Origin of the sequence: Mesorhizobium muleiense (assembly GCF_900099905.1) — a bacterium.
Classification (GTDB): Bacteria; Pseudomonadota; Alphaproteobacteria; order Rhizobiales; family Rhizobiaceae; genus Mesorhizobium; species Mesorhizobium muleiense.
In genome coordinates this window covers 21,874-43,123 of sequence record NZ_FNEE01000037.1, presented here as the reverse complement: position 1 = coordinate 43,123, position 21,250 = coordinate 21,874, and the positions used below count along the sequence as shown (strand labels likewise).

21 protein-coding genes are annotated in these 21,250 nt (G+C 59.0%); 12 read left to right on the top strand and 9 right to left on the bottom strand.

The genetic code is table 11. The annotated features are described in order from the left end of the window. Positions 1-405: 405 nt before the first annotated feature. The 4 genes from BLT09_RS32170 to BLT09_RS34735 all read right to left on the bottom strand — a co-directional run bounded on the left by BLT09_RS32170 (position 406) and on the right by BLT09_RS34735 (position 2,487). Positions 406-888, bottom strand: a complete 483-nt coding sequence (locus BLT09_RS32170; protein WP_091600499.1) for a helix-turn-helix domain-containing protein — start codon at positions 886-888, stop codon at positions 406-408. Positions 889-1,237: 349 nt separating this feature from the next. Beyond that, positions 1,238-2,101 carry a DUF3800 domain-containing protein gene (locus BLT09_RS32165; protein ID WP_236473432.1) on the bottom strand — a complete coding sequence of 288 codons (864 nt, stop codon included), beginning with the start codon at positions 2,099-2,101 and terminating at the stop codon, positions 1,238-1,240. Positions 2,102-2,158: 57 nt separating this feature from the next. Further along, positions 2,159-2,281, bottom strand: a complete 123-nt coding sequence (locus BLT09_RS35605; protein ID WP_268931439.1) for a hypothetical protein — start codon at positions 2,279-2,281, stop codon at positions 2,159-2,161. A gap of 38 nt (positions 2,282-2,319) precedes the next feature. Then, positions 2,320-2,487 (bottom strand): hypothetical protein, encoded by a 168-nt coding sequence (locus BLT09_RS34735; protein ID WP_206533512.1) that lies wholly within the window; start codon positions 2,485-2,487, stop codon positions 2,320-2,322. Here BLT09_RS34735 and BLT09_RS32160 point away from each other — a divergent pair, their 5' ends adjacent. The 5 genes from BLT09_RS32160 to BLT09_RS32140 all read left to right on the top strand — a co-directional run bounded on the left by BLT09_RS32160 (position 2,488) and on the right by BLT09_RS32140 (position 8,072). After that, positions 2,488-3,432, top strand: coding sequence for an anti-phage 6A-MBL system MBL-fold protein (locus tag BLT09_RS32160; protein ID WP_189347894.1), 945 nt, complete (start codon positions 2,488-2,490; stop codon positions 3,430-3,432). Between the two features lie 3 nt (positions 3,433-3,435). After that, on the top strand, positions 3,436-4,392 hold the full coding sequence (locus BLT09_RS32155) for a hypothetical protein (RefSeq protein WP_091600498.1): 957 nt from the start codon (positions 3,436-3,438) through the stop codon (positions 4,390-4,392). Beyond that, positions 4,385-6,250: an anti-phage 6A-MBL system cap2_3 protein gene (locus BLT09_RS32150; protein WP_091600497.1), complete on the top strand. Its 1,866-nt coding sequence runs from the start codon at positions 4,385-4,387 to the stop codon at positions 6,248-6,250. Before BLT09_RS32155 ends, BLT09_RS32150 begins: the two co-directional genes overlap by 8 nt. 536 nt (positions 6,251-6,786) lie before the next feature. Further along, positions 6,787-7,773, top strand: coding sequence for a phospholipase D-like domain-containing protein (locus tag BLT09_RS32145; RefSeq protein WP_091600496.1), 987 nt, complete (start codon positions 6,787-6,789; stop codon positions 7,771-7,773). Continuing rightward, positions 7,704-8,072 (top strand): phospholipase D-like domain-containing protein, encoded by a 369-nt coding sequence (locus tag BLT09_RS32140; protein WP_164748213.1) that lies wholly within the window; start codon positions 7,704-7,706, stop codon positions 8,070-8,072. Before BLT09_RS32145 ends, BLT09_RS32140 begins: the two co-directional genes overlap by 70 nt. A gap of 27 nt (positions 8,073-8,099) precedes the next feature. Here the strand turns inward: BLT09_RS32140 and BLT09_RS32135 are convergent, their stop codons facing one another. The 4 genes from BLT09_RS32135 to BLT09_RS32120 all read right to left on the bottom strand — a co-directional run bounded on the left by BLT09_RS32135 (position 8,100) and on the right by BLT09_RS32120 (position 11,132). Continuing rightward, positions 8,100-8,966, bottom strand: a complete 867-nt coding sequence (locus BLT09_RS32135; RefSeq protein ID WP_091600494.1) for a hypothetical protein — start codon at positions 8,964-8,966, stop codon at positions 8,100-8,102. Positions 8,967-9,085: 119 nt separating this feature from the next. Continuing rightward, positions 9,086-9,853 carry a hypothetical protein gene (locus BLT09_RS32130; RefSeq protein ID WP_091600493.1) on the bottom strand — a complete coding sequence of 256 codons (768 nt, stop codon included), beginning with the start codon at positions 9,851-9,853 and terminating at the stop codon, positions 9,086-9,088. Between the two features lie 97 nt (positions 9,854-9,950). Then, positions 9,951-10,799 (bottom strand): hypothetical protein, encoded by an 849-nt coding sequence (locus BLT09_RS32125; RefSeq protein WP_091600492.1) that lies wholly within the window; start codon positions 10,797-10,799, stop codon positions 9,951-9,953. After that, the gene (locus tag BLT09_RS32120; RefSeq protein WP_091600491.1) at positions 10,800-11,132 is read right to left on the bottom strand and encodes a hypothetical protein; all 333 of its coding nucleotides are present in this window, start codon (positions 11,130-11,132) and stop codon (positions 10,800-10,802) included. Between the two features lie 624 nt (positions 11,133-11,756). Between BLT09_RS32120 and BLT09_RS32115 the strand changes: the two genes are divergently transcribed. The 4 genes from BLT09_RS32115 (at position 11,757) to BLT09_RS32095 (ending at position 18,141) form a co-directional block, all read left to right on the top strand. Next, positions 11,757-13,658 (top strand): gluzincin family metallopeptidase, encoded by a 1,902-nt coding sequence (locus BLT09_RS32115; RefSeq protein ID WP_091600490.1) that lies wholly within the window; start codon positions 11,757-11,759, stop codon positions 13,656-13,658. Between the two features lie 32 nt (positions 13,659-13,690). Beyond that, positions 13,691-15,202: a ComEC/Rec2 family competence protein gene (locus BLT09_RS32110; RefSeq protein WP_126089952.1), complete on the top strand. Its 1,512-nt coding sequence runs from the start codon at positions 13,691-13,693 to the stop codon at positions 15,200-15,202. Positions 15,203-15,248: 46 nt separating this feature from the next. Next, a complete protein-coding gene (locus BLT09_RS32105) occupies positions 15,249-16,277 on the top strand; it encodes a patatin-like phospholipase family protein (protein ID WP_091600488.1) in 1,029 nt (342 codons plus the stop codon). A gap of 676 nt (positions 16,278-16,953) precedes the next feature. After that, positions 16,954-18,141, top strand: a complete 1,188-nt coding sequence (locus BLT09_RS32095) for a DUF2235 domain-containing protein (protein ID WP_091600486.1) — start codon at positions 16,954-16,956, stop codon at positions 18,139-18,141. Positions 18,142-18,419: 278 nt separating this feature from the next. On the opposite strand, the gene BLT09_RS32090 is transcribed toward BLT09_RS32095, so the two are convergent. After that, the gene (locus BLT09_RS32090) at positions 18,420-18,695 is read right to left on the bottom strand and encodes a hypothetical protein (RefSeq protein ID WP_091600485.1); all 276 of its coding nucleotides are present in this window, start codon (positions 18,693-18,695) and stop codon (positions 18,420-18,422) included. 125 nt (positions 18,696-18,820) lie between these two features. Here BLT09_RS32090 and BLT09_RS32085 point away from each other — a divergent pair, with 125 nt between their 5' ends. The 3 genes from BLT09_RS32085 to BLT09_RS32075 all read left to right on the top strand — a co-directional run bounded on the left by BLT09_RS32085 (position 18,821) and on the right by BLT09_RS32075 (position 20,638). Beyond that, the gene (locus tag BLT09_RS32085) at positions 18,821-19,210 is read left to right on the top strand and encodes a hypothetical protein (RefSeq protein ID WP_091600484.1); all 390 of its coding nucleotides are present in this window, start codon (positions 18,821-18,823) and stop codon (positions 19,208-19,210) included. Then, a complete protein-coding gene (locus BLT09_RS32080; RefSeq protein WP_091600483.1) occupies positions 19,183-19,674 on the top strand; it encodes a hypothetical protein in 492 nt (163 codons plus the stop codon). Before BLT09_RS32085 ends, BLT09_RS32080 begins: the two co-directional genes overlap by 28 nt. Before the next feature lie 565 nt (positions 19,675-20,239). Next, positions 20,240-20,638, top strand: a complete 399-nt coding sequence (locus BLT09_RS32075) for a hypothetical protein (protein WP_091600482.1) — start codon at positions 20,240-20,242, stop codon at positions 20,636-20,638. Positions 20,639-21,250: the final 612 nt, after the last annotated feature.

Below are 21,250 nucleotides of genomic sequence, written 5' to 3'. Positions count from 1 at the left end.
GCCTTCAAACGTCTCAAGAGCCTGATCGGACTGCGCGCTCCCCCCGCCAAAGACCCAAGGATCGCAAAGCCTTGGATTCTTGCCCACTTCCTCATCGCGCTTGTGACCGAACCCCTCTCGCAGGAGTTTGGTGTCTCTCCCCCTTGAGCGACGGGCGCCCGCTCCTGTGGCGCGCCAGCCGCCAGATCGTCGCCTCCCTGATCGCGGCCATCTTTACTCAACCCCCCTTGGCAATCCTGCGCCAAAACCTCCGTGCCTTGCGACATCGATGGCGTGAGCCACCACGAAAGCGCAAATTTCAGGCCATGCCAAAGCTATCTTAGCGCATATGCCTAGATAGCGGTGTCACGCACCACCCAGGTCGAAAGCGAGGCGCTCTATCCTCTGAGCTACGCCACGATCTGCCTATGCATCGTTGTCCACGACCAGCTGCGGCTTCTTACGCTTCAACCGGTTCGATCTCTCCTCGGCCGCCTTCTTGATCTCGGCGGCCTTTTCCAGCGCAAACGGCTTGGCGGCCTCGATCAGGCCATCGAAATGATAGCGGTTCGTCATGCTGCCATTGGGCGTGTTGCGCCGTTCCTCCCGGCCAAGAAGTTTAAGGGCCTCGAGGGCGGCAATGCGTTTCTGAATGGTGCGGGGCGTCACCCCGATCGCCTTGGCGATGGTTTCGACCGAGGGGTGGGGAAGGTTGTCGGGCAGCCACCAGTACTGGACCAGGTGGATGATGATGTTCATGTCGAGCGCATCGAGGCCGAGAGCCTGCTGCTTCTCGATGATGATGTTGGGGAAAGCGCTCCAGCCCGTGGCCATGAGTGCCTTGGTCCACTTCTTCTCGTTGGTGCGTAGCTTGCCGACGTCTGCCTTGGCGGTTTCTGGCTGGGCCATCTGAGGCTCCCTGTGATGAACTGCGCCTAGATATGGTGGTTTCCCGTGATGACGCAAGGGCATTGGGGACGGTTCTGCATTCAGGGGGAGGGTGTTTCAAGGTTCGCCCGGCTTATGTCCCTGGATTCAGGGGCCGGGGAACCGCGCTGCACCCAAAGAAGAGGACTTGATAATATGAAGTGCCGATCAGACGAACCGTGCTATATGCAAGTGATAAGATAGGGACCCCCCGACCAGAGGTTCACCCGGGGTGTTGACAAAGAGAGCGTCAATACCCATACTTTGGGCGTGAGCATCGCTCCGGGGTTGGCGCCAGGCGCCAGCCGAACTTTTCAAAACGAAGGCCCGGCTAGTCCGGGTCTTTGTTTTTTATCCGTTCAAAGCAGCTGTATTTGATGCCGCAGGATGCCAGGTCCTCGGGCTGCAGGTGCGCGTCGATGAGACGCTTGTGGTCCATCAGGGCCCTGTAGGGCCGGTAGGACGGGTCATAGCCGCCCTTGGCCATCGGATAGAGGTAGAGATCGGCGATCTGCAACATCGGCGTGGCTTTGGTTCTGCCGCGGGGCTCCCCGCGCACGATGTCCCTGAACTCCTCGGCAGTTAACGACCCGTAGCTGGCGGAGTTGGCGCCGTCGAACGGCATCCCCTGCGTCTTCAGGATCCGCGTGTAGGCCACCAGGTCGCGGTCCTCGGCTTTGCCGGCGCGCTCGAAGAACACGCGCAGCTTGCGGTCCTGGCTGCGGGCATATTTGGCGGCGCGCTCGATCAGGATGCAGTAGGCGGTCTTGCACATGAACCAGAGCTGGTCCCGGTACCGGTCGCGGTAGCGGGCAACATAGCCCGGTCGGTCGATGACCGCGGCGATGCCGATCACGGGCAGCCCAAGCAGCATCCCCTGCAAGTCTCCCAGGAATTCAAAAGCGGACTCCGGCTTCTTCAGCCAGCCGAAGTCGCCACGGCCGCCCCGGATCGCCCAGGAGTGGAGCGGGTAGGTGATGCCGTGCTTCTGGCAGAAGGCCTTGTGGCGGGCATAGAGCTCATCGACGTCTTCCTCGTTGATGAGGATGCCGCCGAGGGCGAAATAATCCATTTCGTCCCGGCGCTTCTCTCTGGGCTCTCGGTCTGGCTCACGGCTGCCGCTGTCATCGAGGTAAAGGTGGATTTCGCGGTCGGTCACGGGCAGGCTTTCAATTTCCGCACCAGCTTGGCTCAAAAACCTGAACCTGTACAGCTTGGCGACACTCGTGCGCGCCACAGGGAACGTTGCAGCTCAGGCCGATTTCATCTGCACCATCAGCGTCTCGCAGCTGAGGGTGAGTTGGCGGGCATATGCCTTCGAGGCGTCAAGCGTGGCTCGCTTGGTGACGCCGAAGATCAGGTAGCCCGCATGCACGGCGGCGAGGATGCCGAGGGCCGCAAGCTTTCCATGGGTTAGCTCGGCAAACGATCCTCGTCGACATCAACATCCGCGCCGCCGCCGACGATCCCGAGGACGACACCTACGACGTTGCCCAGGATCTCAAGAGGCGCCTCTCCCGCGACGACAAGGGCCGGCTCTACGTCGACGCCTTCCTGCTCTCGCACCCGGATTCCGACCACGTGACCGGGCTCACGACGCATTTCCACCTCGGCCCGCCCGAGGATTTCCCGGAGGGTGACGAGAACCTCATCCTGATCCGCGAAATGTGGTCGTCGCCGATCGTGTTCCGGCGCGCCAGCAAGCAGCACAAGCTCTGCGACGAGGCCAAGGCGTGGGCCACCGAAGCGCGGCGCCGGGTCGCGCTGTTCAAAGAGAAGGGCCTGACCGGCACCGGTTCAGGCGACCGCATCCTGATCCTCGGTGAGGATAAAGACGGCAAGACCGATGATCTCACGGACATCCCGGTCAAGCAGGACGGCCTGCTGACCGCAGCTGACCGCGTGAACACGGGCCAGTTCGAAGGCCGCCTGCTGGCGCCGATGTACGTCGACGAAGACGACAAGGAGCTGATCGAAGTCCTCGAGAAGAACAACTCCTCGGCGATCGTGCGGTTCTCCATCGCCGGCGACGGCGTGGCCGACCGCTGCCGCTTCCTGACCGGTGGCGACGCGGACGTCTCCATCTGGGACCGGCTGTGGCAGCGCCACAAGGACAGTAACAAGGACTGGCTCAGCTACGATGTCATGGAGACGCCGCACCACTGCTCCTGGCGCACCCTGAGCCACGACCGCTGGTCCGAGATGGGCGAGAAGGTCAAGGTGTCCGAGGACGCCAGGAACGCACTCTCCCAGACCCGTGACGGCGCCATCATCGTCGCCTCCTGCAAGCCCATCAAAAAGGACGACGACAACCCGCCTCATGAGCGGGCCAAGCGGGAATATGTCTCGATCACCTCGGCCGAACGCTTCATCTGCACGACCGAGTATGCCGATGAGCACGACGGGCCGGTCGAGTTCAACATCACCGGCGTCGGCACATCCAAGCAGCTGGCGCTGACCCCGAAAAAGGCCGCCTCGATCGCCGGCGTGACCGGAGTGACGACGACGCCCAGATCCCACGGCTGAGCCATGGCCTCGGCAGACATGAAGCGGCACGCGGAACACTTTCTGCGTGTCGCAACAGAGATTCCGCAATGCCAGCGCTGTGGCCTGATCGCCGTCGGTGACGACGTGGCGACCCTGTTCCTTGATCTGGCCGTGGAGATGCCAACGCACTGGCACGCCAAGGGCACCGCCCCTAACGGCGTCCTGCCGGTCGAACGCGTTGAGGTCCTGCTTGGCGCTGACTACCCGTGGCGGTGCCCCACCTTCACCCTGCGCAAGGGCTTTCCGCGCAACCTGCACCATCTGACGCCCGGCTCGGAAAACGTGTGTCCAACCCCCTGTCTTGTGGATGGCAACCAGGACGAATATTTCAATCAGCACGGCCTGATCGAACTCGGCATCGGGGCCATCGTCAACCAGATGGGCGTTTGGCTCGGTCGCGCAGCAATTGGCACCTTGATGGATCCGGATCATGGCTGGGAACCCGTGATGCGCCAAGGCCTGCCGGACCGGCTTATTATCGATGCGGACTTCGCCCGAAGCCAGATCACCGACAAGTCCGGCTCGGTATGGCTTGCTACCAAATTCATGAAGGGCAAGGATCTCGCTGGCAAAAGGTCCTACACCCTCTCGGCGCACAATGAATTTGCCGCTGCCGTCGGCAACATGTCTGCTTTCCCCTTTGAGGCCGAAAGCGAAGGACGCTACAGCGGCATCACCGCGACGGTGCTGATCTGGCCGCCAAATGGCGCCATCACAAGTGCGGTGCTGCCTGAGACGGTAGCGAACCTTGACGACTTGGCACAACGCGCTGAGGCCTTCGGCTGCGGCGTTGAGTTTGCGAAATTCCTCGACAGGCTCCAGCGGCGCTGGGCGGGCAAAACCGATGACGCGACCTTCCCGATCGCCGTTTTGTTTGGCGTGCGGCGACCTTTTCGGCTGATCGGGCGGGCGTCGACGATCGAGTTGCTTCTTGATTGAAATCACGGCTCCGCAGAAGCGGGCCTCGCTGTTCGAAGGGCCCAACGCGAGAGCCGCCGTTGCCATGGAGCAACTGGGTCGCACGACGCCCGCGCTTCTCCGCGCCGTGTCGGCAGCTCCCTCTTATCCGCCATTCAGCCTGGTTGGCTGCGGCAGCGTCGGATCGAAAACCGCTCTGCATCTGGCCCGTGCCGGCGCCCAGATCTTGGCCGTCTCCGACAGCAACGAGCTGCGGCCCCACAACATGGCCCGGCACGCCCTCGTGCGGCCACCCCTGCCGTGGCCGAAGGCGTTTGAACTGTCTGACGAGCTGGCCCTGCTCGGGCAGAAACCGGAAGCCCATCTGATTGACGTGGTTAGGGGCCTGAAGCGTGCGGACAATCGCCTGCTGATTTCGCCGCCCGGGACCGGCACGCTGCTCAACACGACCGCATCGAGCCTGGTGCGCGATGCCCTGTCAATGGTGAGCCCTGCCGAGCTGCCGGCACGCATGGCGGAGATCGCCCTTTTCGGGCGCGGCCGTGGCGGTTTCGTATTTCATAAGGGAAGCAACCGCAATCCGAGCCTCGCCGACCTGCAGGCGGTGCTGTCCGCGACCGTGACGCCTTATGAACGGACATTGTTGTTCGATCCCGAGTTCGGGCTGACGCAAATTCAGATCGGGGAAGGCTGCGGCTCCATGACTATGCCGATGACCGACGCGCGCCTTTCGGCGATGACCGCCATGGCCACCGAGGAACTCATGCGCCTCGCCGGCGCCAATGCCGATGGCGGAGAACTGGTCGTGGGGGTGGCAGAGCCCGATAGCCCATCGACAAGTTGGCGCCGCCTCTCCGTGTCAAAATTCCTGGAAATCCCGGTCGAGGGCAGCGAATGGACTTTGCGTCTGTCGTCGCACGTCGCCGGCATGATCCGCGAAGAGACCGCGCGGTTTCCCAATGTCGAGACGGGAGGCCTTCTGATCGGCTCCTGCAGTTCTCTCATGAAGACTGTCACGGTGGTCGACCTGATCGAGGCGCCAGAAGACAGCGTGAGGACGCCGACGCTGTTCGTGCTTGGAACGAAGGGCATGAAGAATCGGATCGATGCCCGTTTCGAGGAAAGCGGCCGCTCGCTGCTTGATGTGGGTACCTGGCACAGCCACCTCGCCGAACAAGGTCCCTCGCCCACCGACCGCAAGACGGCCAAGCAGGTCGCCGTGGAGCGAGCGCCGCCGGCCATCCTTTCTCATTGCCACTCCAGCCACGTACCATGCCATCATGCATCAGGACGCGCCATGAACGATTACCTCGACGCCTACTCCATCAAGGCGCGCCTCGCGCCGGCAGCTCTGGCGATTGCCCCGGTCATTGTCCTGATTGTGCTGGCCTTCAACTGGGTTCAGCCGAGCCTCCCCGAGGCCATCATCGGTCTCGCCGTCATGGTCCTGTTCTTCGCTGCCTCGAATGTGGCCCGCCGCCTGGGCAAGAGGAAGGAGAGACAGCTGTTCGCGACGACCGGCGGGAGACCGGAAAATCGCGAACTGAACCACCTGGATAAGACACTCGACGAGCGGACCAAGGACCGCTACCGCAAATTCCTCGCCAAGCAGCTCGAGCAGCCGGCGCCGACGCGCGACATGGAAGTCGAGGACCCCGACGAAGCGGCTGCGTTCTATGTGCAGTGCTACAACTGGCTGCGCGAGAACACCCGCGACACCGAGAAATTTCGGATTCTTTTCAACGAGAACATCGCCTACGGCTATTACCGCAATCTCCTGGCGCTGAAGCCCTATGGCATCGTGCTCAATCTGCTGACCATCGCCGCCGCGGCCGCAATCATCTACTACAAGCCCGATTTCGCTTGTTGTCGAGGTTGATCAGCGCCATGTCCCCGTTGCCCACGGGGAAAAGGTCAGTTTTGCAGGCATCTGTGTCGGTTCCTATGGTTGGCCGGAACGGGCACGCAACGGATCATTTCCGTGTGCGCGCGCCGCCGGCAACTAGCCTGTGGCTTGTCAATGGAGCCTTGGGGCACTAGAACCGACTTGCAACGGTACGGACCTGTGGTCTGGGCAGTCTTACGGCGCCACGTCCGCAGGTACGCACAAACAGAAGGCAGGCGGTGGAATCACCGTCTGCCTTTTTTATGGCACAGCGTTAAAATGAAGTAAATACGTTCGTGCAGCGCGTTGCACTGAGGGTACGATTATTTGGCAAGTTGTCAACAGGCCAATCGGACCAAAACGCCGCAGGCGGCGATGCATGGCAGGTATGTCTTTTTACATATGGTAGCGGGACCCGAGAACGCAAGTCGCGCTTCACGTTGCTCGGTCGAGGGCCAGGTCGGTGAAGCTCCAGCTGCGCACAGGCCACGTTTGAGGCGCAAGCTTCACCGTCGCATGTGTGCCCTAGCATGGAAACGTCGGACGGCAGCGCCACCAGGGGGTATGTGGCTTCCCAGGCTTTCGTGGACAAATATCAGGCTCGCGGGCCGCTCAAAACATTGCTGCCCGCCCGCGTCGCTCAGGGCACCACGTTCAAGCCGACGCATCCGGACGCGGACGATGCCTACGAATGGATGGGACTGGAGGCCCGAAAAGAGATCTTTGCGCTTTTGGATGCAGCAGTAGCCGATCCTGCCGCAACGGTCAGCATGGTCGCCTACGACATGAGCGAAAGCGAAATCATGGACCGCCTGTTCGCGCTCGGTCCGCGCCTCAGGATGATCATCGACGACAGCGATAAGCATGGGCTCAAGACAAGTGGTGAGACCCAGTCCGAGACACTGCTCAAGGCTTCCGCTGGCGAGGACAACGTCAAGCGGGAACGGATGGGAGGTCTCCAACATAATAAGATGATTATCGTGGATGCGGCCGTCCCGCGCGCCGTCTGCGGTTCGACAAACTTCAGCTGGCGCGGGCTCTATGTTCAATCGAACAACGCCTTGCTGTTAACGGGCGCTCAAGCCGTCGCCCCCCTCAAGGCTGCGTTCGAGGCCTATTGGAAAAAGGATGGGTTCGCCAACGGTCCCTCACCCGACTGGCATCCGCTCGGCTTGGCGGGCATTGATGCCAGCATCACCTTTTCTCCCCATGACACAGCCCGTGCCCGCCTTGCGGAAATCGGCCAGGATGTCGAAAAGGCCCAGGCCTGCCTCCTCTATTCCCTGGCTTTCCTGAGCATCACAGGCGGTGCTGTAACCGACGCCGTGGAAGCGGCTACCAACAGCCCGGTTTCACCTACGGCATTTCCGACAACAACACCGGTGTCACCGTTCATAAGCCCAATGGCAACACTGCACCCGTCTATTTCGCTCGCCTCAACAAACACGTGCCGACGCCGTTTAAGGTCGAACCTTACACCGGCATCGGGCCAAATCTGCACCACAAGTTTCTGGTAATCGATTTCAACACACCTGACGCCCGCGTGTGGACCGGTTCTTACAACTTCAGCAAGCCCGCTGACCTTCAGAACGGAGAGAACCTGCTCCTCATCCGCGACCAAAAAATTGCGACATCGTATATGGTCGAAGGGATACGCATCTTCGACGACTACCATTTCCGCGTCACCCAGGAAGACGCTGCAGAGGCCAAAAAGACATCGTCCTTGCAAAAGGCGCCTACGGCCGGTGAAGACCCATGGTGGGCTGAGGACTATACAGACCCGTTCAAGATCCGAGACCGTGAGCTGTTCGCATAGAGCTACTCTTGCGCCAGAGCCCGGTTCTCAGGGGTTGGCAGGCACATTGCGATCTTTCAGGGTCTCAATGAGCTCCCGCAGAATGGCATTCGTTTCGTCCTGCCTGCGGCGAACTTCCTCGACAATTCTTCCGGTCGCCTGATCGTCGCGCTCCTTGAGCGCCTCAATTAGTTTCTGGTTGTCAGCGCTAGCCGCCCGATCGGCAGAAACCACCTCCCGCGTGAGAGCCTCGATCGCCGGAACGGTGCGATTTGGCGAAAAGTAATCAACGACCATCGGGGCGAAGGGACTCAGCGTGGCGATCACGAGCGCAAATACGCCGACAAGAATTGCTTTTTTGGCTGAACTGTCGGTCTGGCTGGAGGCCTCTTCGAACTTTCCTATAAAGGTCGTTGCCTGGGCTTGAATATCGTTGCCGATCCGCGCGGCGTTTGTCATGACATCCAGCATGCTTTCAAACTTCCGTTCGATTTCTGCCAGCTGCGCATTCGTGTCCAGAATGGGGTTTCTGGGCATCTGGAAATCCGGCATTCTAGGGGCCGAAATAGCTCGCTCGGTCAATAGCCCCCCGGCATCCGGCTTCGAGATTGAATCGAGCAGTCGCCTTTGGCCTTCCACCTGATCCAGTATGGACCTCATTGCAGGCGACGGCTGTGTGAGCGATTCAAAGCGCTTCCGAAGCGCCTCCGCCTCCTTCGAGGGCCGGAGCAAATCACTGAACTTGTCTTGCTGTTCCTGCAGGCGGATGGCCAAGTTTTTAGCAGGATTTACGTGTGACCCAATACCTGCAAGTGTTTTTGCAATCTCGCTCAATGGCTTGGCACCACTGCCGGTGCTTACCTTAAGGTCCTCAAGCTTGATGGGCTTGGGAGAGTCGGGAGAATCGTCACTCATCAGTCATGGTCCCCATGGGATAGCGCCGGTTAGATATAGGAATCCGGAGAACACAGTGCCAGTTCGAATGGCCCATCTCGCAGGCATGCACTCCGACAACCCACCGCCATTCCGGTGGTCTAAATCGGCAGCTTCGGCGCAATGTCGGCGACGAACAAGCGAAGCGCCATGGCGATCTCGCTGAATTCCTCCGCGGTGAAAGAGACCGTTTCCCCCAAGGCGAAGACACGAATACGCAAGTCTCTTTTGATTTTGATCGTCGCGCCCTTTTCAAAGTACTGGTTCTTGTGAACCTCGATCTCTTCCCCGTCGCTGACGGTAGAACATTTCAAACGGGGCAACTTCAGGCTAAGGGCCCCCGCGCCTTCGTCGCAGTCAATATGACCTACAACGCCATTGCGATGTTCCAGACAGTTCCGAGCCCTCTGAAGCGAGCGGTACTCCTCAAAGAAATCGAGCTTCGTCGCCAATTGCGCCTGCACGGCCAGCAGCAAATCTGGAAAATTGAGACTCGACGCCTTCTTTTCCGCCGCGAGATAAATGTCCTCGAACTCGCCCCAGGTCTCGACCTTGCGTCCTTCCCTCAAACCAAGCGTGTAGATGTAGGCTTGCTCGAGCGTAGCCCTCAGCCCCCTGGCCAGTTCCTGAAACGCCTTCCCCAATATCCACGCGCGATAAGCTAGCTTGGCCTTGGCTTGATCGGCGTGAGGCACGAAGCTCAGCCCGGAAAACCCGTCCCGAGGTAGATCGTTGAGATCTGTAGCCTCGATCGCTGACGTGCATACGGCCACCATTTCAGTCGCCAAGCGGATGGCCTGAAGCGCCGGCGCGATCACGCCGTCGCCGTTGAGGGTGACCGTTACACTGGGTTTGTCTTCTTCCGTCACGGCGTCAATGAATCCGTGTCGGCGATGCCGTCGCCCGTGTCGTGATGCCAAGGTAGGCTAATCTGCATGGGGCCATTTGTGCTCCATGGATTTAGCTTCACCACCTTAATTTTAGCTTTTGCACCCTTTTTCGGGCCGCAACTGCAGCCGCTTTTGTACTCCAGGTGAGTTGCTCGGCGGGGCCAAATGATTCACCGATTGGGGTCTGGGGTAAACGATCCCCTCCAGGCATTTTGCTGGTAACGACCCTTATTCTTTCACCCTGTTCGAGCGCCGCGATGTTGTCCAAAGCCGCACCCAGGCGAAATTCCATGACGTTCAGCATGTGCTTAACCCGCTCTTTGTCCGTGGTAGAGGGGAATGTCCGGCGGCCTTCGGAAAACGCTTGAGTTATGTCATCAAATTTCGCGTCTGTAGCCATCGCAAATAAGTCCTGTGGGAAGATGCGGTTGCGCCGTCCGGCCTGTAACAATCCGGGGGCACGGCGAGCATAGATCTTCTCGACCAAATCTGAGCAAAATGACGTTCGACTTGCCGCGTATTGCGAAAAACCCAGCAGGTAGTCATATCGCTGATAGCAAAAATAGAAGAAGTCATAAAACCAAGCACTTTGCTTGCTGATTTCGTGCTGGAGGGCGTCCAACGCGTTCTTGAATGACGGCTTTGGCCTCGCTCTCGGAAGTATGGAGGGTCGACGTAGGATGCGGAACTCTCCGGGAGCTAAGCTGTCGAAAATAGCTGACTCGGCGGCAATCATCACGCCGCTTTCTGGCGTTGCATCGGCCCAAATCCCGGAACCGACACAGACCATAACATGGGAGAATCGGGCCCCGTGCCTTCCAAGCGCTTTCTGCCCGATAACAATCAGCCGGCTCAACCAATCATGTTGATGAACGAACGCTATGTCGCCCACCTCGGAAAATGTGACGCCGGGAGGGATCGCCATTTAACGCCAATACGAGCGGCTTATGTAGGTGAGTGCAAGGCTTGTGAGAAACGCCACCAGCGCAACTGTCGCATAGATGAGGGCAGGGCTGGAAGTCGCGGCCGCTTCCGGCTTCAGGAGGGCGATGACCAGAGGATCGATTTTGCTGAACGCGTATCCGCTCAGAAATCCGTAAACGAGCTTTCCTAAGCTGGCAAACGCTTCGCGTTCACCATCCCCGTAAGGTGATATGAATATTCCGGCTGCCCATCCAAGGGATGCCCCGAGGGTGCCGCTGAGGAGACATGGGTAAAACAGTTCAGGCCTACTCGCATCGTAGTTCTTGGCGAACATAAAGAGGCATCCAAAAATCAGGATACTGGCGATCAAACCGACTATAAGATCTGAGCCATCGCCCCATTTTCCCCTTTCACGCCTGGCGCGCCGCTGATTGTCTGAGATCCTGGCGCGCTCATCTTCTGACAGTTGAGATGTCGACGGACTCGATAACTCAGCCATGACCCCCCTACGTCGTCTCCCGGTGGCCAGGCTTGCCTTGGTCCAGCAATCAACGGCCTTGCTGCGTCACCCGCCGACGGAGCAGCTAGGGAAGACGATGCCTGCGGTTTCGGGGATTGATAAAGCGGCTTGAACGTCCTGAACAAGCGTTCAGATGGGATGCTACAGGTCAGCCCAGGAGTGCGAACGGTTTAGAAGAAGTGTGCGGACGGGCGGCGACGCGCTAGCCCGGTGATGACGACCCGAAAGCGACCGTTCTTCAGAAAGTAAACCGGCAGGGTCTGGTGATCGAGTGCTCCGGTTATTCCGATACGGCAAGAACATTTTCCGTTTTTTATGCCTGTAAGCGCGCCGGCCATTGACCCGATGTTTCGAGCATGTTTCTAATAGAGTGAGGGTGTAATCTCGGTAAGTATTTCAATCGGTAGTGTTTGAAATACTAGGGATGGGGGAAATGCCATGTCGGGGCAATATACGGCTCCGCCTGTTCGCCGGTTGCGGGTCTATGCCTTCGACCCGCAGGCTTCTACGTCGGCTGCGACTGCAGGCGTTAATGTTGCAACAATTAAAATACCTTGGGAGCAGAGCTGGGAGGAAGAAATTCAGCCCGGCCCCATCAATGACTACCTTGAAGTTATTGATATCGATCCGGTCAGCGGCCAATTTTATGAGCCGGTGGACCTCAATCACCCCTACCTCCTGGCTCAGGACGGCTTGGCCCCCTCGGAAGGCGATCCCCGCTTTCACCAGCAGATGGTGTTCGCCGTTGCAATGAAGACTATTCGAACTTTCGAACGGGCGCTTGGCAGGAGAGTCTTCTGGGCTCCGCGTCGCGTTCCCAACGGGCGAAAATACGAGCCGGTCTATAAATTGCGTATCTATCCCCATGCCCTTCGCGAGCCCAATGCTTATTACAGCCGGGAAAAGAAGGCCCTCCTGTTCGGCTATTTTCAGACGTCCGCGCACAGCGCCGGCGCCAAATGGGTGTTTACCGCGCTTTCGCATGACATCATCGTTCACGAGGTCACGCATGCTATCCTGGATGGACTTCACCGGCGGTTTGCTGAACCGACCAGCGTAGACAGCTTGGCGTTCCACGAAGCCTTTGCCGATATCGTCGCTCTGTTCTCACATTTTTCGCTTGAGGAAGCAGTCAGCGCCCAGATTGCGAAAGACGGCGGTAGCCTCGACAACCGCTCCCTCCTCAGCGGCCTCGCCCGGCAGTTCGGCGAGGCTACCGGCCGGGACGGAGCCCTTCGCGAGGCGATTGACGATCACAGTGGCGCTGCGCCCGTGATCTTGCGCGACGACATGACGGAGCCTCACGAACGCGGCGCGGTCCTGGTGGCGGCCGTTTTCGATGCTTTTCTGTCGATCTATGAGAACCGCACCGCTGATCTGCTCAGAATCGCCGGCATCAGACCCGGCATTGGTCCCGACCAGAACCTCCATCCAGACCTGGTCAAACGATTAACCCGGGAGGCGAGCAAGGCGGCGGAACACGTGATGCGAATGTGCATCCGCGCCCTCGACTACCTGCCGCCAGTAGACGTCCGCTTTGGCGATTTTCTCCGGGCAATCATAACGGCGGACTATGACCTGGTGCCCGATGACGTGCTTAATTATCGGCTCGCCATCATAGAAGGGTTTCGGCGGCGCGGTATCATCCCGGAGGGCTGTCTCTCTTTGGCTGTCGACAGTTTGTTGTGGGAGGCGCCGGTCCATCATCTGGCGGCCGATTATGACGATTTGGACCTGGATTTGGAGCCAAAATTCGATCGGACGACGGCAATCAAGGCCGCTGAGGAGAACGCGGAGAGCGTGCATTGGTGGATCCTGGGATCGGAGAGCTTTCGGACCACCGAGGATAAGCCATGGCAAGAGGTGTGCGGAGTAGTCTTCCGACGAGGTTTGATCTCGTATGACGACCGCGAGACGATACTGAGCCGGCCAGGGGACCCGAAGGGATTTGCTCCGCCCGTGGAAATTCATTCTGTAAGAACCTCCCGGCGAACAGGACCCGACGGCCAGGATCTCCGCCAACTTATCATTGAAATTGTACAGCAGCGGCGCGGCTTCTACGATCAGAACGAACAGGAGCTTCAAGACAAGCACGGCGATAACCCGTCGGGCGCGGACTTTGTGTTCCGCGGTGGTGCCACACTCATCTTCGACCTTCGGGAGGGTCACCTGCGTTACGCAGTCCGAAAGCGAATTAGTGACGATGCCCGGCTGGAGCAACAACGCGATTTCCTTGCGGGTTACCGCTTCGGCTCGACTGCGTTCGGTTATGGACTGCAAGGGGGATCGACCGGCACTGCGTTGGACGAACCGTTCGCTCTGGTGCACCGGGGAGGTTAGGTGTGGGGATATTGAAGCTCTTGAGGATCAGGATGTATCGCGGCATCTTGGGCGATTGCTTCCTCATTCGCACCACGTTGGACGACGGCGGCGCGGAGTTGGAGCGATCCATACTTATAGATTGTGGGGTCCTCCAGAACGTTGCCGCTGGAGCCGATCTGATCGCCAAACTTGACCCGAAGGTCGTGAACCGGATCGGTAAAAAGCGCCTGTCCGAAGTTGAGGCAGGCCCGGCCCGCATTTCAGCGATCGCGAAAGACGTCCTGAAGACCGTCGGCAACCGGATCGACCTGCTGGTCATAACCCACGAGCACTACGACCATCTGTCCGGGTTTGCGTTCGAAAAAGGCGCATTCCTTGACGGTGCGGTTTCCATCGGCCGGCTTTGGATGGCTTGGACCGAAAACCTGAAAGATCCGCAGGCTCAGGTCCTAAGGGCACGATTTTCGAAGGGAAAGCAGGCTTTGGCGGCGGCGGCCACGCTGGCGCAAGGCGATGCGCATCCCGGCTTGCGAACGGCAGCGGCGCTTGCCGCTTTCGCCGGGCCAGTCGCCATAAACGGGCTAGGTGCATCGGGCGTCTTCGGGACGGCCGAAATCATGCAAATGCTGAAGGATAAAGCTGGTGCCGATTCAACATCTTATCTTGAGCCTGGACAGGTCATTGACCTCGACGAGTTCAATATCAAGGCCTTTGTTCTTGGCCCGCCTCGAGATGAAGTTTTGCTGCGAAAAGACACCCCATCCAAGGGACAGGCGAAGGAGGTATATCTGACGCGTCTGGACGCCGCCGCGGCGGCGGAAAGCACAGTAAATGCCCAGCTCTCGCTTCTTGCCAATCGAACCGACACAGTCCTGCCTTTCTCGGCCGTTTACCAAAGACCCCTGAAAGAGAAAACCCGTCGCAAGAAGGCGACCAAGTCGGGGGTCCGCAAACTGTATGACGCTCCGGCCGAAAAGTGGCGTAGGATTGACAGCGACTGGACAGGCTCCATCGAAGCTTTGGCCCTGAAGATGGATTCGGATACAAACAACACCAGCCTGGCACTGGCGTTTGAACTCCCCGATGGCCAGGTATTGCTGTTTCCCGGAGACGCCCAGGTGGGGAATTGGCTGTCTTGGAATGACCAGACCTATCCTCCCGCCGCGAAGACTATGTCCTCGGGCAAACCTGTCACCGCAGAGGACCTGTTGCGCCGGACAACCTTTTACAAGGTCGGACACCATGGGAGTCATAATGCCACGGTCAAAGCGCTCGGTCTGGAGCGCATGGTCGACCCACGACTAGTAGCCGCGATACCGGTCGTAGAGGCGGTCGCGGCCATTCAAGGTAAGGGTCGAGCGGAACCTGGAAGCGGGTGGAGGATGCCGTTCGAGGAGCTTTACAAGGCGTTGCAGGAAAAGACCAAGGGACGCATCGTTCAGGGCGACGGTAATCCAACCGTCGAAAAACGAGCTTTCCGAAACAACCCGACGTCAGCAAAGCGGCCGGTCAAGATCGAACACAGCGATCTTTTTGTTGAGATGACGTTCGACCTTTCATGATGCCAGCTGCTCGGGTCGGCGGGGAATTCTCAATGGGGGGTATACGATGGTCGTTCTAATCAACGGCGAAACCAAGAAACTTGGAATTGCGCTCTCGGGGGGCGGGTTTCGTGCTGCCGCGTTCCATGTAGGGACGTTTACGGCTCTCCAGGAACTCGACTTACTCGACAAGCTTGATCTCATCAGCTGCGTGAGCGGCGGGAGCGTGGCAGGCGCCTACTTGGCGCTGAATTGGGGCAAACAGGATGTGCTGAAGGGCCTTTCGGACTATCTGCTGACAAAGTCGATCGCCGTCTCTTCGATCATCGGAGGTATCCTGGACCCCTTCGAAACACGCCTGGAGAAGCTTGGCGCAAGCTACGATCGGGATCTGTTCGCGGGTGCACGGCTATCCGCTCTCAGAGATGGTCCACGAATCTATCTCAACGCCACCAACCTGGCCACCGGCAACATGTTTTTCTTTGTTGCAGGCAAGGCATTGGCGCCCGGAGAAGACGCTGGAGAAACGATGGGGGAGCACGAGAGCGGCACCGCGAATGCGAGTAACTATCCAATCAGCTTGGCCGTGGCAGCATCCTCGGCTTTCCCGCCCGTGTTTCCCCCGCTACGGCTCAATGCCGACATCTATCCCAATTCCCTCAGCGAATACGCGACGCTGAGCGATGGAGGCATTTACGATAATCTGGGCGTGAACCCGTTGATGCGAGCGCGGCGCAATCCCGTCGATGTGTGTTTTGTAAGTGATGGCGGCAAGCCGTTCGCCGTGTCCCCTCATCCGACGGAGTCCGGGACAATCGTGCTCAAGGAGGCGATCAACATCATGATGGAGCAGGTAAGAGGTCTTCAATTTGCTCGTCTGCAATTGTCGTACGACGCGAAAAAGGGCCCGAAACCCATCTGGTTTTCAATCGACAGCCGGGTAGGCGAGGAACGGCCTGGCGACGCCGCTTTCGCCTCGCTGGTGGCAACAGATTTAAAGAGATTGGAGGCCGAAGAGCATGAGGTTTTGGTGCGACATGGTCGGGCCCTCACGATGGCACGCGTCAAATCCTATGCACCGGAACTCCTTAAGTAGCAAAGTGTCAAACGCGCCGCCTTGCCGCTTACCCGACACGGACTGCAAGGACGTTATCGTTGGATATATCGCCTCATATTCTATCCAGGACAAGCAGTCCTCAACGCCAAGTGCCTGCCGCGGCGAGATTTGTACCCTCAGTCTCTACATCAGGGACAGCAAGCTCGACTGGGACATCCAGAAGCAAATTTCAGGCACTGGCAAGGCCATCTTCGTGAAGACCTTTGGTGAGCCCGACCCCGAGACCAAGTGATGCGCCATAGTGCCTCCAAATGGCCGCTGCTCTGGGCTGTCGGCGCCGCCATTCTCATATCTGCTCCGGCAAGGGCCCAGGAAGAACCAACGCAACCGAACCCGACACTGAGGTTCAAGCTCGACCGGCGCGACGGGTGCTTCCGCTACATAGGCGATGCCTGTCGAATTCATCGGCCGCTTCAAGACCGGGAGCTACGTCGGCGTGTCCATGATCACCATCGGCCGGCCCACGACCAGCAGCCGCGACTACTCGATCTTGTTCGCGCCTCGTGCCGCTTGGGGCAGTTCAGCCTTTGTCACCATCTGTGGCCGCGTTACCCCACCTTCTTAGCAACCGGACAGAATCTCCGGAGGGCGCTGACTTAGGACCGCTGGACAGCCGCCATATGTCGTGGTCTGTCTTCCTTTTCAAGGAAGCGAAATGGAATCATTATCGGCAGCGGGACCGGGTAAGAAGCGGCTGGCGGTTTTCCTTGATGGAACCTGGAATTCCGTGTCGGACAACACCAATGTCTGGCGCTTGCGCGCCCTGTGTTCAACGAAAGACACCGGAAACCCAGCCCAGCTCGCCTACTATGATATCGGGGTGAACGGAGTCATTGGCGGAGCCTTTGGGAAGGGGCTGCTCAGGAATATCCTTGATGCCTATGAGTGGCTGGTCGAAAACTACAACGATGGTGACGACATCTTCGTGTTCGGCTTCAGCCGTGGCGCCTTCACTGCGCGTTCTCTGACAGGCTTTATCACCAAGTGTGGCCTGTTGAGGCCGGGTGCCCCGTTAAGCGTCAACCAGTTGTTCGCCCGGTACCGCCGACGCGACGCGCTGACCGTGTGGAAGCTTCATGACGACTTGGTCGCAGGCCCGCTGAAGGCCTCTGCCCTGGAAGAACGCTGGATGCTGAAATACTCCCGCCGCGTGCCGATCAAGCTGGTGGCCGTCTGGGACACTGTCGGCGCGCTCGGCATTCCCGCGTTCAGCTGGGAAGGCATCAGTCGGACCAGTTTCCGATTTCTGGACACGGGCTTGAGGGTGCCAATCGAGAATGCGTTTCACGCCCTTGCCCTCGATGAGCATCGCAACAGCTTCATGCCGACGTTATGGACGAAGAGAATCCCTACCGATCCCCAGGCGGTGATCGCACCGCCGCGTCCCTACAGCAGTGTCGAGCAGCGTTGGTTTGCTGGCGCCCACGGTAATGTGGGCGGCGGATACCCGAATGATCTGCTTGCACAGGCTCCTCTCAGCTGGATCATCGAAAAGGCCCGGTCCCACGGTCTCGCGTTCAGGAGCGACATCGAGGTGGACGACGGGGCCCTCGACGCTCCGATTTCAGACTCTTACCGGGAGTTCATGCGCGGCTCCTACGCCATCCTCAGCAAGAGGCATCTTCGGCCCATTGCATCCCCTCCCGGCCGGGACCCGGATGCGACGTACATCAATGTCAATGAGACGATTGATGGCTCGGTCTTCGAGCGGTATCGCCACTCGTCAAGCTACCGGCCCGCCAATTTGGTTGAGTGGTCGACTCGCAAGGGCGTCGATCTTGACGCGGTGATGGGTTGGGTCGATGCCGAACAGCCTGGAAAGGCGGTTGGCGAGATCCACTGACCGCTGAGTGGCGTGCAGTGCCGCCGTCTGCTTCCAGGATCTGGCCGTTCCGGCTGACATGCAGAGCGCGAAAGATGCGCCGTGGGCGGAAATGGAGTAAACGTCGTCCACCTAGATAGTAGATGCTTTGCGCTCTGCCTCAGACGGGAGGGGGAGCGCGAGGGGCGGGCCAGGGGCACGCTCGCCTGGCCTTGGCGGGTTCGATACCGGCTCGAAAGACATTCCGGACGCATTCAAGGTCGGGGCATCGCTGCCCTGACCTTGAATGCGAACCGTGCTTAGTCGGCGGCGATTGCCATACTTTCGCTTTCTACTTTGACCGTCGCCCGCAACGCTGCGGGAAGCCAGCCCTTGCCGTCCAGTTCCTTCTCGGCCTGCAAGAAGCTTCGGGTTTCGGGGCGCGTTCCACCGTCGGCCCACGACTTGCAAAAATGTTTGAGGATGCCTTCTCGCAAAAAGGAACGTCGGCTGGCAGGCCCGTGGCCCGGGACTGGGTGGCTGCCTTGGCCGAACTTGAAGCGAACCTCAAGCAGTGCTCCGCCAATTCCAGCCACTGGTCACTTGGCTCATCGCCGTGCCCTTGGTGCAAAATGGAAGGCGCCACTGGCGTCCCGCTGTTCTCAACCGTTGTTCCCGCCAGCGGGGCGACGCTTTTCGATATCGCCGGATTCCAGCGCAGGTGGACGCCATCCCGCATCCCGGGCCGGTGCCGACCGTCCCCGAGAAGAATGTGACACCAGATCCCAACGCCTTGAAGCTCAAGGGGCACGCGCGCCGCACCAACTTCCGGGCAGGAGTAGCGGCCGCAGTAGTCGGCGTCGCTGGCTTGATGATGGCGCAGATCTGGGTGCTGGGCATTGCCTTGGGGGTTTTTCTGGGGTTGAGAGGTTTCTTGAACAGGGACAGTGAGGCTGCGGAATACCGGCGCATCGCCGGCGAGGCCGCCACCCAGTGGAAAAACGCGCAAACCACGTGGATGCAGAGAGCCGGGCCGGATGCCTTCGACAGGCAAAAAACGGTGCTCGCCGGGCTCAGGCGCGAATGGGACATCTTACCTTCCAAACGGTAGCCAGGATCTCGGAGCTCGAGCGCAACCGCCGTCAGGCGCAACTGCACCGGTTCCTGGACAACTTTGAAATCTCATCGGCAAAGATCGAGAGCATCGGACCGGGAAAGAAACAGGTCCTGGAGTCGTATGGCGTCGAAACAGCGCTCGATGTCGAGAGGAACAAGCTCTACAGCGTGTCCGGATTCGAACCCAAAACGGCGCAGAAGTTGTTAAATTGGCGAAGGTCCGTCGAAGCCCGCTTTGTCTTCGATCCCTCACGCGCGATCGATCCACGCGATATCGCGCAGATTGACCAGGATATTCTCGGCGACCGCAAGCGGCTGCAGGGCGCCTTGGTTCTCGGTCTTGAGCAACTCAAGCAGACAAGAGCCCAGATTCTTGCCGCCCGTGAACACAGTCGCCCGGAAATGGAGCGGTTGGCATTGGATCAGTCGTCGGCAAACGTTGCCGCGATTTCAGGTTGAGACGGCTAACGCTGGATCGCCAATCAGGCTCGGTGGGTTTTGGCATACCTTCATCACCCCGGGTTGCGCGTCAGTGTGAAATACCCATTTCACCTTGTTGGAGGCCTCGACGATTTTGGCCGGTCGGAGCGCTGACTCGAAGGAGAGGTGAACGGCGGCTTTGCGCCTCATTCCAGCCGCTCGAATTGCCCAAGCCATTTCCTGAAAGCTGCCGATCCAGGGGATCCGTCTGGACGTCGATGGCAAGGGTGGTGGACGTACGGCTTCGCCACCAAGCAGGCCGCAACGGATTTCAGGATGTTACGGGTTAGGCGGTGACCCTTGGGCCACTCATGCAGCCATGTCTCATGCTGTCTCGAATCACGTTGTTGACGGTGCAAGCATCGCCGTCAAATCGCTCAGTCCGAGCGTGGCGGGCGCGCAACACTCAATCAGGTATAGCAGTCGCTAGGGCTATATGCATTTAGTGACACGGCCACCCGATCTTTGCGGTCGCAAGTCTTTACCAAGTGTCGTTTCTCGGCAAGGCTGATCATTGAGGCACTCACGCCGCGAGGATTGAAGAATGCTTAACCAGGCAGAAACACTCTACCCATCTCTGACCCCTCTTGCGGTCCAGGTCCGCTGGAAGGTTCCAACCGAATTTCCGGCGTGCCCGGACGAATTCACCGACGACGCCCTTCTTCTTTATGAATCGCGCCTCTCTTTCGGAAGTATCTTCGCGCGCAACCAGCTCTCCACGAGCCTCGTCGTCGACCGGAATCTCAAGGACGATGACCTGATCGTACTCACTCATTTTGCCGGCGACGCCATAAAGAATTGGGCAGTGGCCCACATTTCAATCCATGATGGCCTTTTCCATCACCGAAGCGAATTCACCTTCTTCAGTCTCAAGGGCGCTCTGAAGCACTTCTGCGAACTAGCTGGAGAGGACCTTGGCGACTCGATCGATGACTATTGCTGATGACGTATCAGCTGATGTCGATGCAGAAATGTTGCTGCATATTGACGATTCCGGTTGAGCGTGGGTGTCGAGTGTGAGCGATGACCTTGTGACGTCGGTCAGGTTCGAAGTCATGGTGCCAAGCAGTATCAATAAGGATGATGCCGGAGGGGCCAAGATGGAACATGAGAACCTGCTAGTCGTCGGTGCCGACTTCTCGAAAATGCGCACGCGCTGAATACGACGTGGTGATCTGCAGACCGGAGGTGCGTTTGAGTTCCATATAGACCTAAACTCGCTATAAGATACGCATCATGCGTTGGAGTTGCACCTCCGGGCTGTGCGCAACGTCGTGGCGGATGACTCCTTTCTACCCAGTGGTCCGCAAAGCCGCCTGTCAGCTTGCGGGCCCAACGCGGTCATTTCGGAACATGCAAGCAGACTAAATAGCGATTGGAACTCAATAACCACGCGGCCACAGCGTTCATGGTTTGTACTTCTAAAGTCGCATAATTGGCAGACTGGAACATGGAACTTGGGTCGCGAGGTGGATCAAATGCGTTACGCAGGGTCGCAGAACGCGCAAGAGACATTGCAGGTCATCTATAATCGAGCTGTCGGCCCAGCCGACTT

Excerpts from the sequence above, each read along its gene's own strand:
- BLT09_RS32170 (WP_091600499.1), bottom strand. The coding sequence starts at position 888 with ATGGCCCAGCCAGAAACCGCCAAGGCAGACGTCGGCAAGCTACGCACC.
- BLT09_RS32155 (WP_091600498.1), top strand. The coding sequence starts at position 3,436 with ATGGCCTCGGCAGACATGAAGCGGCACGCGGAACACTTTCTGCGTGTC.
- BLT09_RS32145 (WP_091600496.1), top strand. The coding sequence starts at position 6,787 with ATGGAAACGTCGGACGGCAGCGCCACCAGGGGGTATGTGGCTTCCCAG.
- BLT09_RS32135 (WP_091600494.1), bottom strand. The coding sequence starts at position 8,966 with ATGAGTGACGATTCTCCCGACTCTCCCAAGCCCATCAAGCTTGAGGAC.
- BLT09_RS32125 (WP_091600492.1), bottom strand. The coding sequence starts at position 10,799 with ATGGCGATCCCTCCCGGCGTCACATTTTCCGAGGTGGGCGACATAGCG.
- BLT09_RS32120 (WP_091600491.1), bottom strand. The coding sequence starts at position 11,132 with ATGTTCGCCAAGAACTACGATGCGAGTAGGCCTGAACTGTTTTACCCA.
- BLT09_RS32115 (WP_091600490.1), top strand. The coding sequence starts at position 11,757 with ATGTCGGGGCAATATACGGCTCCGCCTGTTCGCCGGTTGCGGGTCTAT.
- BLT09_RS32110 (WP_126089952.1), top strand. The coding sequence starts at position 13,691 with ATGTATCGCGGCATCTTGGGCGATTGCTTCCTCATTCGCACCACGTTG.
- BLT09_RS32105 (WP_091600488.1), top strand. The coding sequence starts at position 15,249 with ATGGTCGTTCTAATCAACGGCGAAACCAAGAAACTTGGAATTGCGCTC.
- BLT09_RS32095 (WP_091600486.1), top strand. The coding sequence starts at position 16,954 with ATGGAATCATTATCGGCAGCGGGACCGGGTAAGAAGCGGCTGGCGGTT.
- BLT09_RS32080 (WP_091600483.1), top strand. The coding sequence starts at position 19,183 with ATGGGACATCTTACCTTCCAAACGGTAGCCAGGATCTCGGAGCTCGAG.
- BLT09_RS32075 (WP_091600482.1), top strand. The coding sequence starts at position 20,240 with ATGCTTAACCAGGCAGAAACACTCTACCCATCTCTGACCCCTCTTGCG.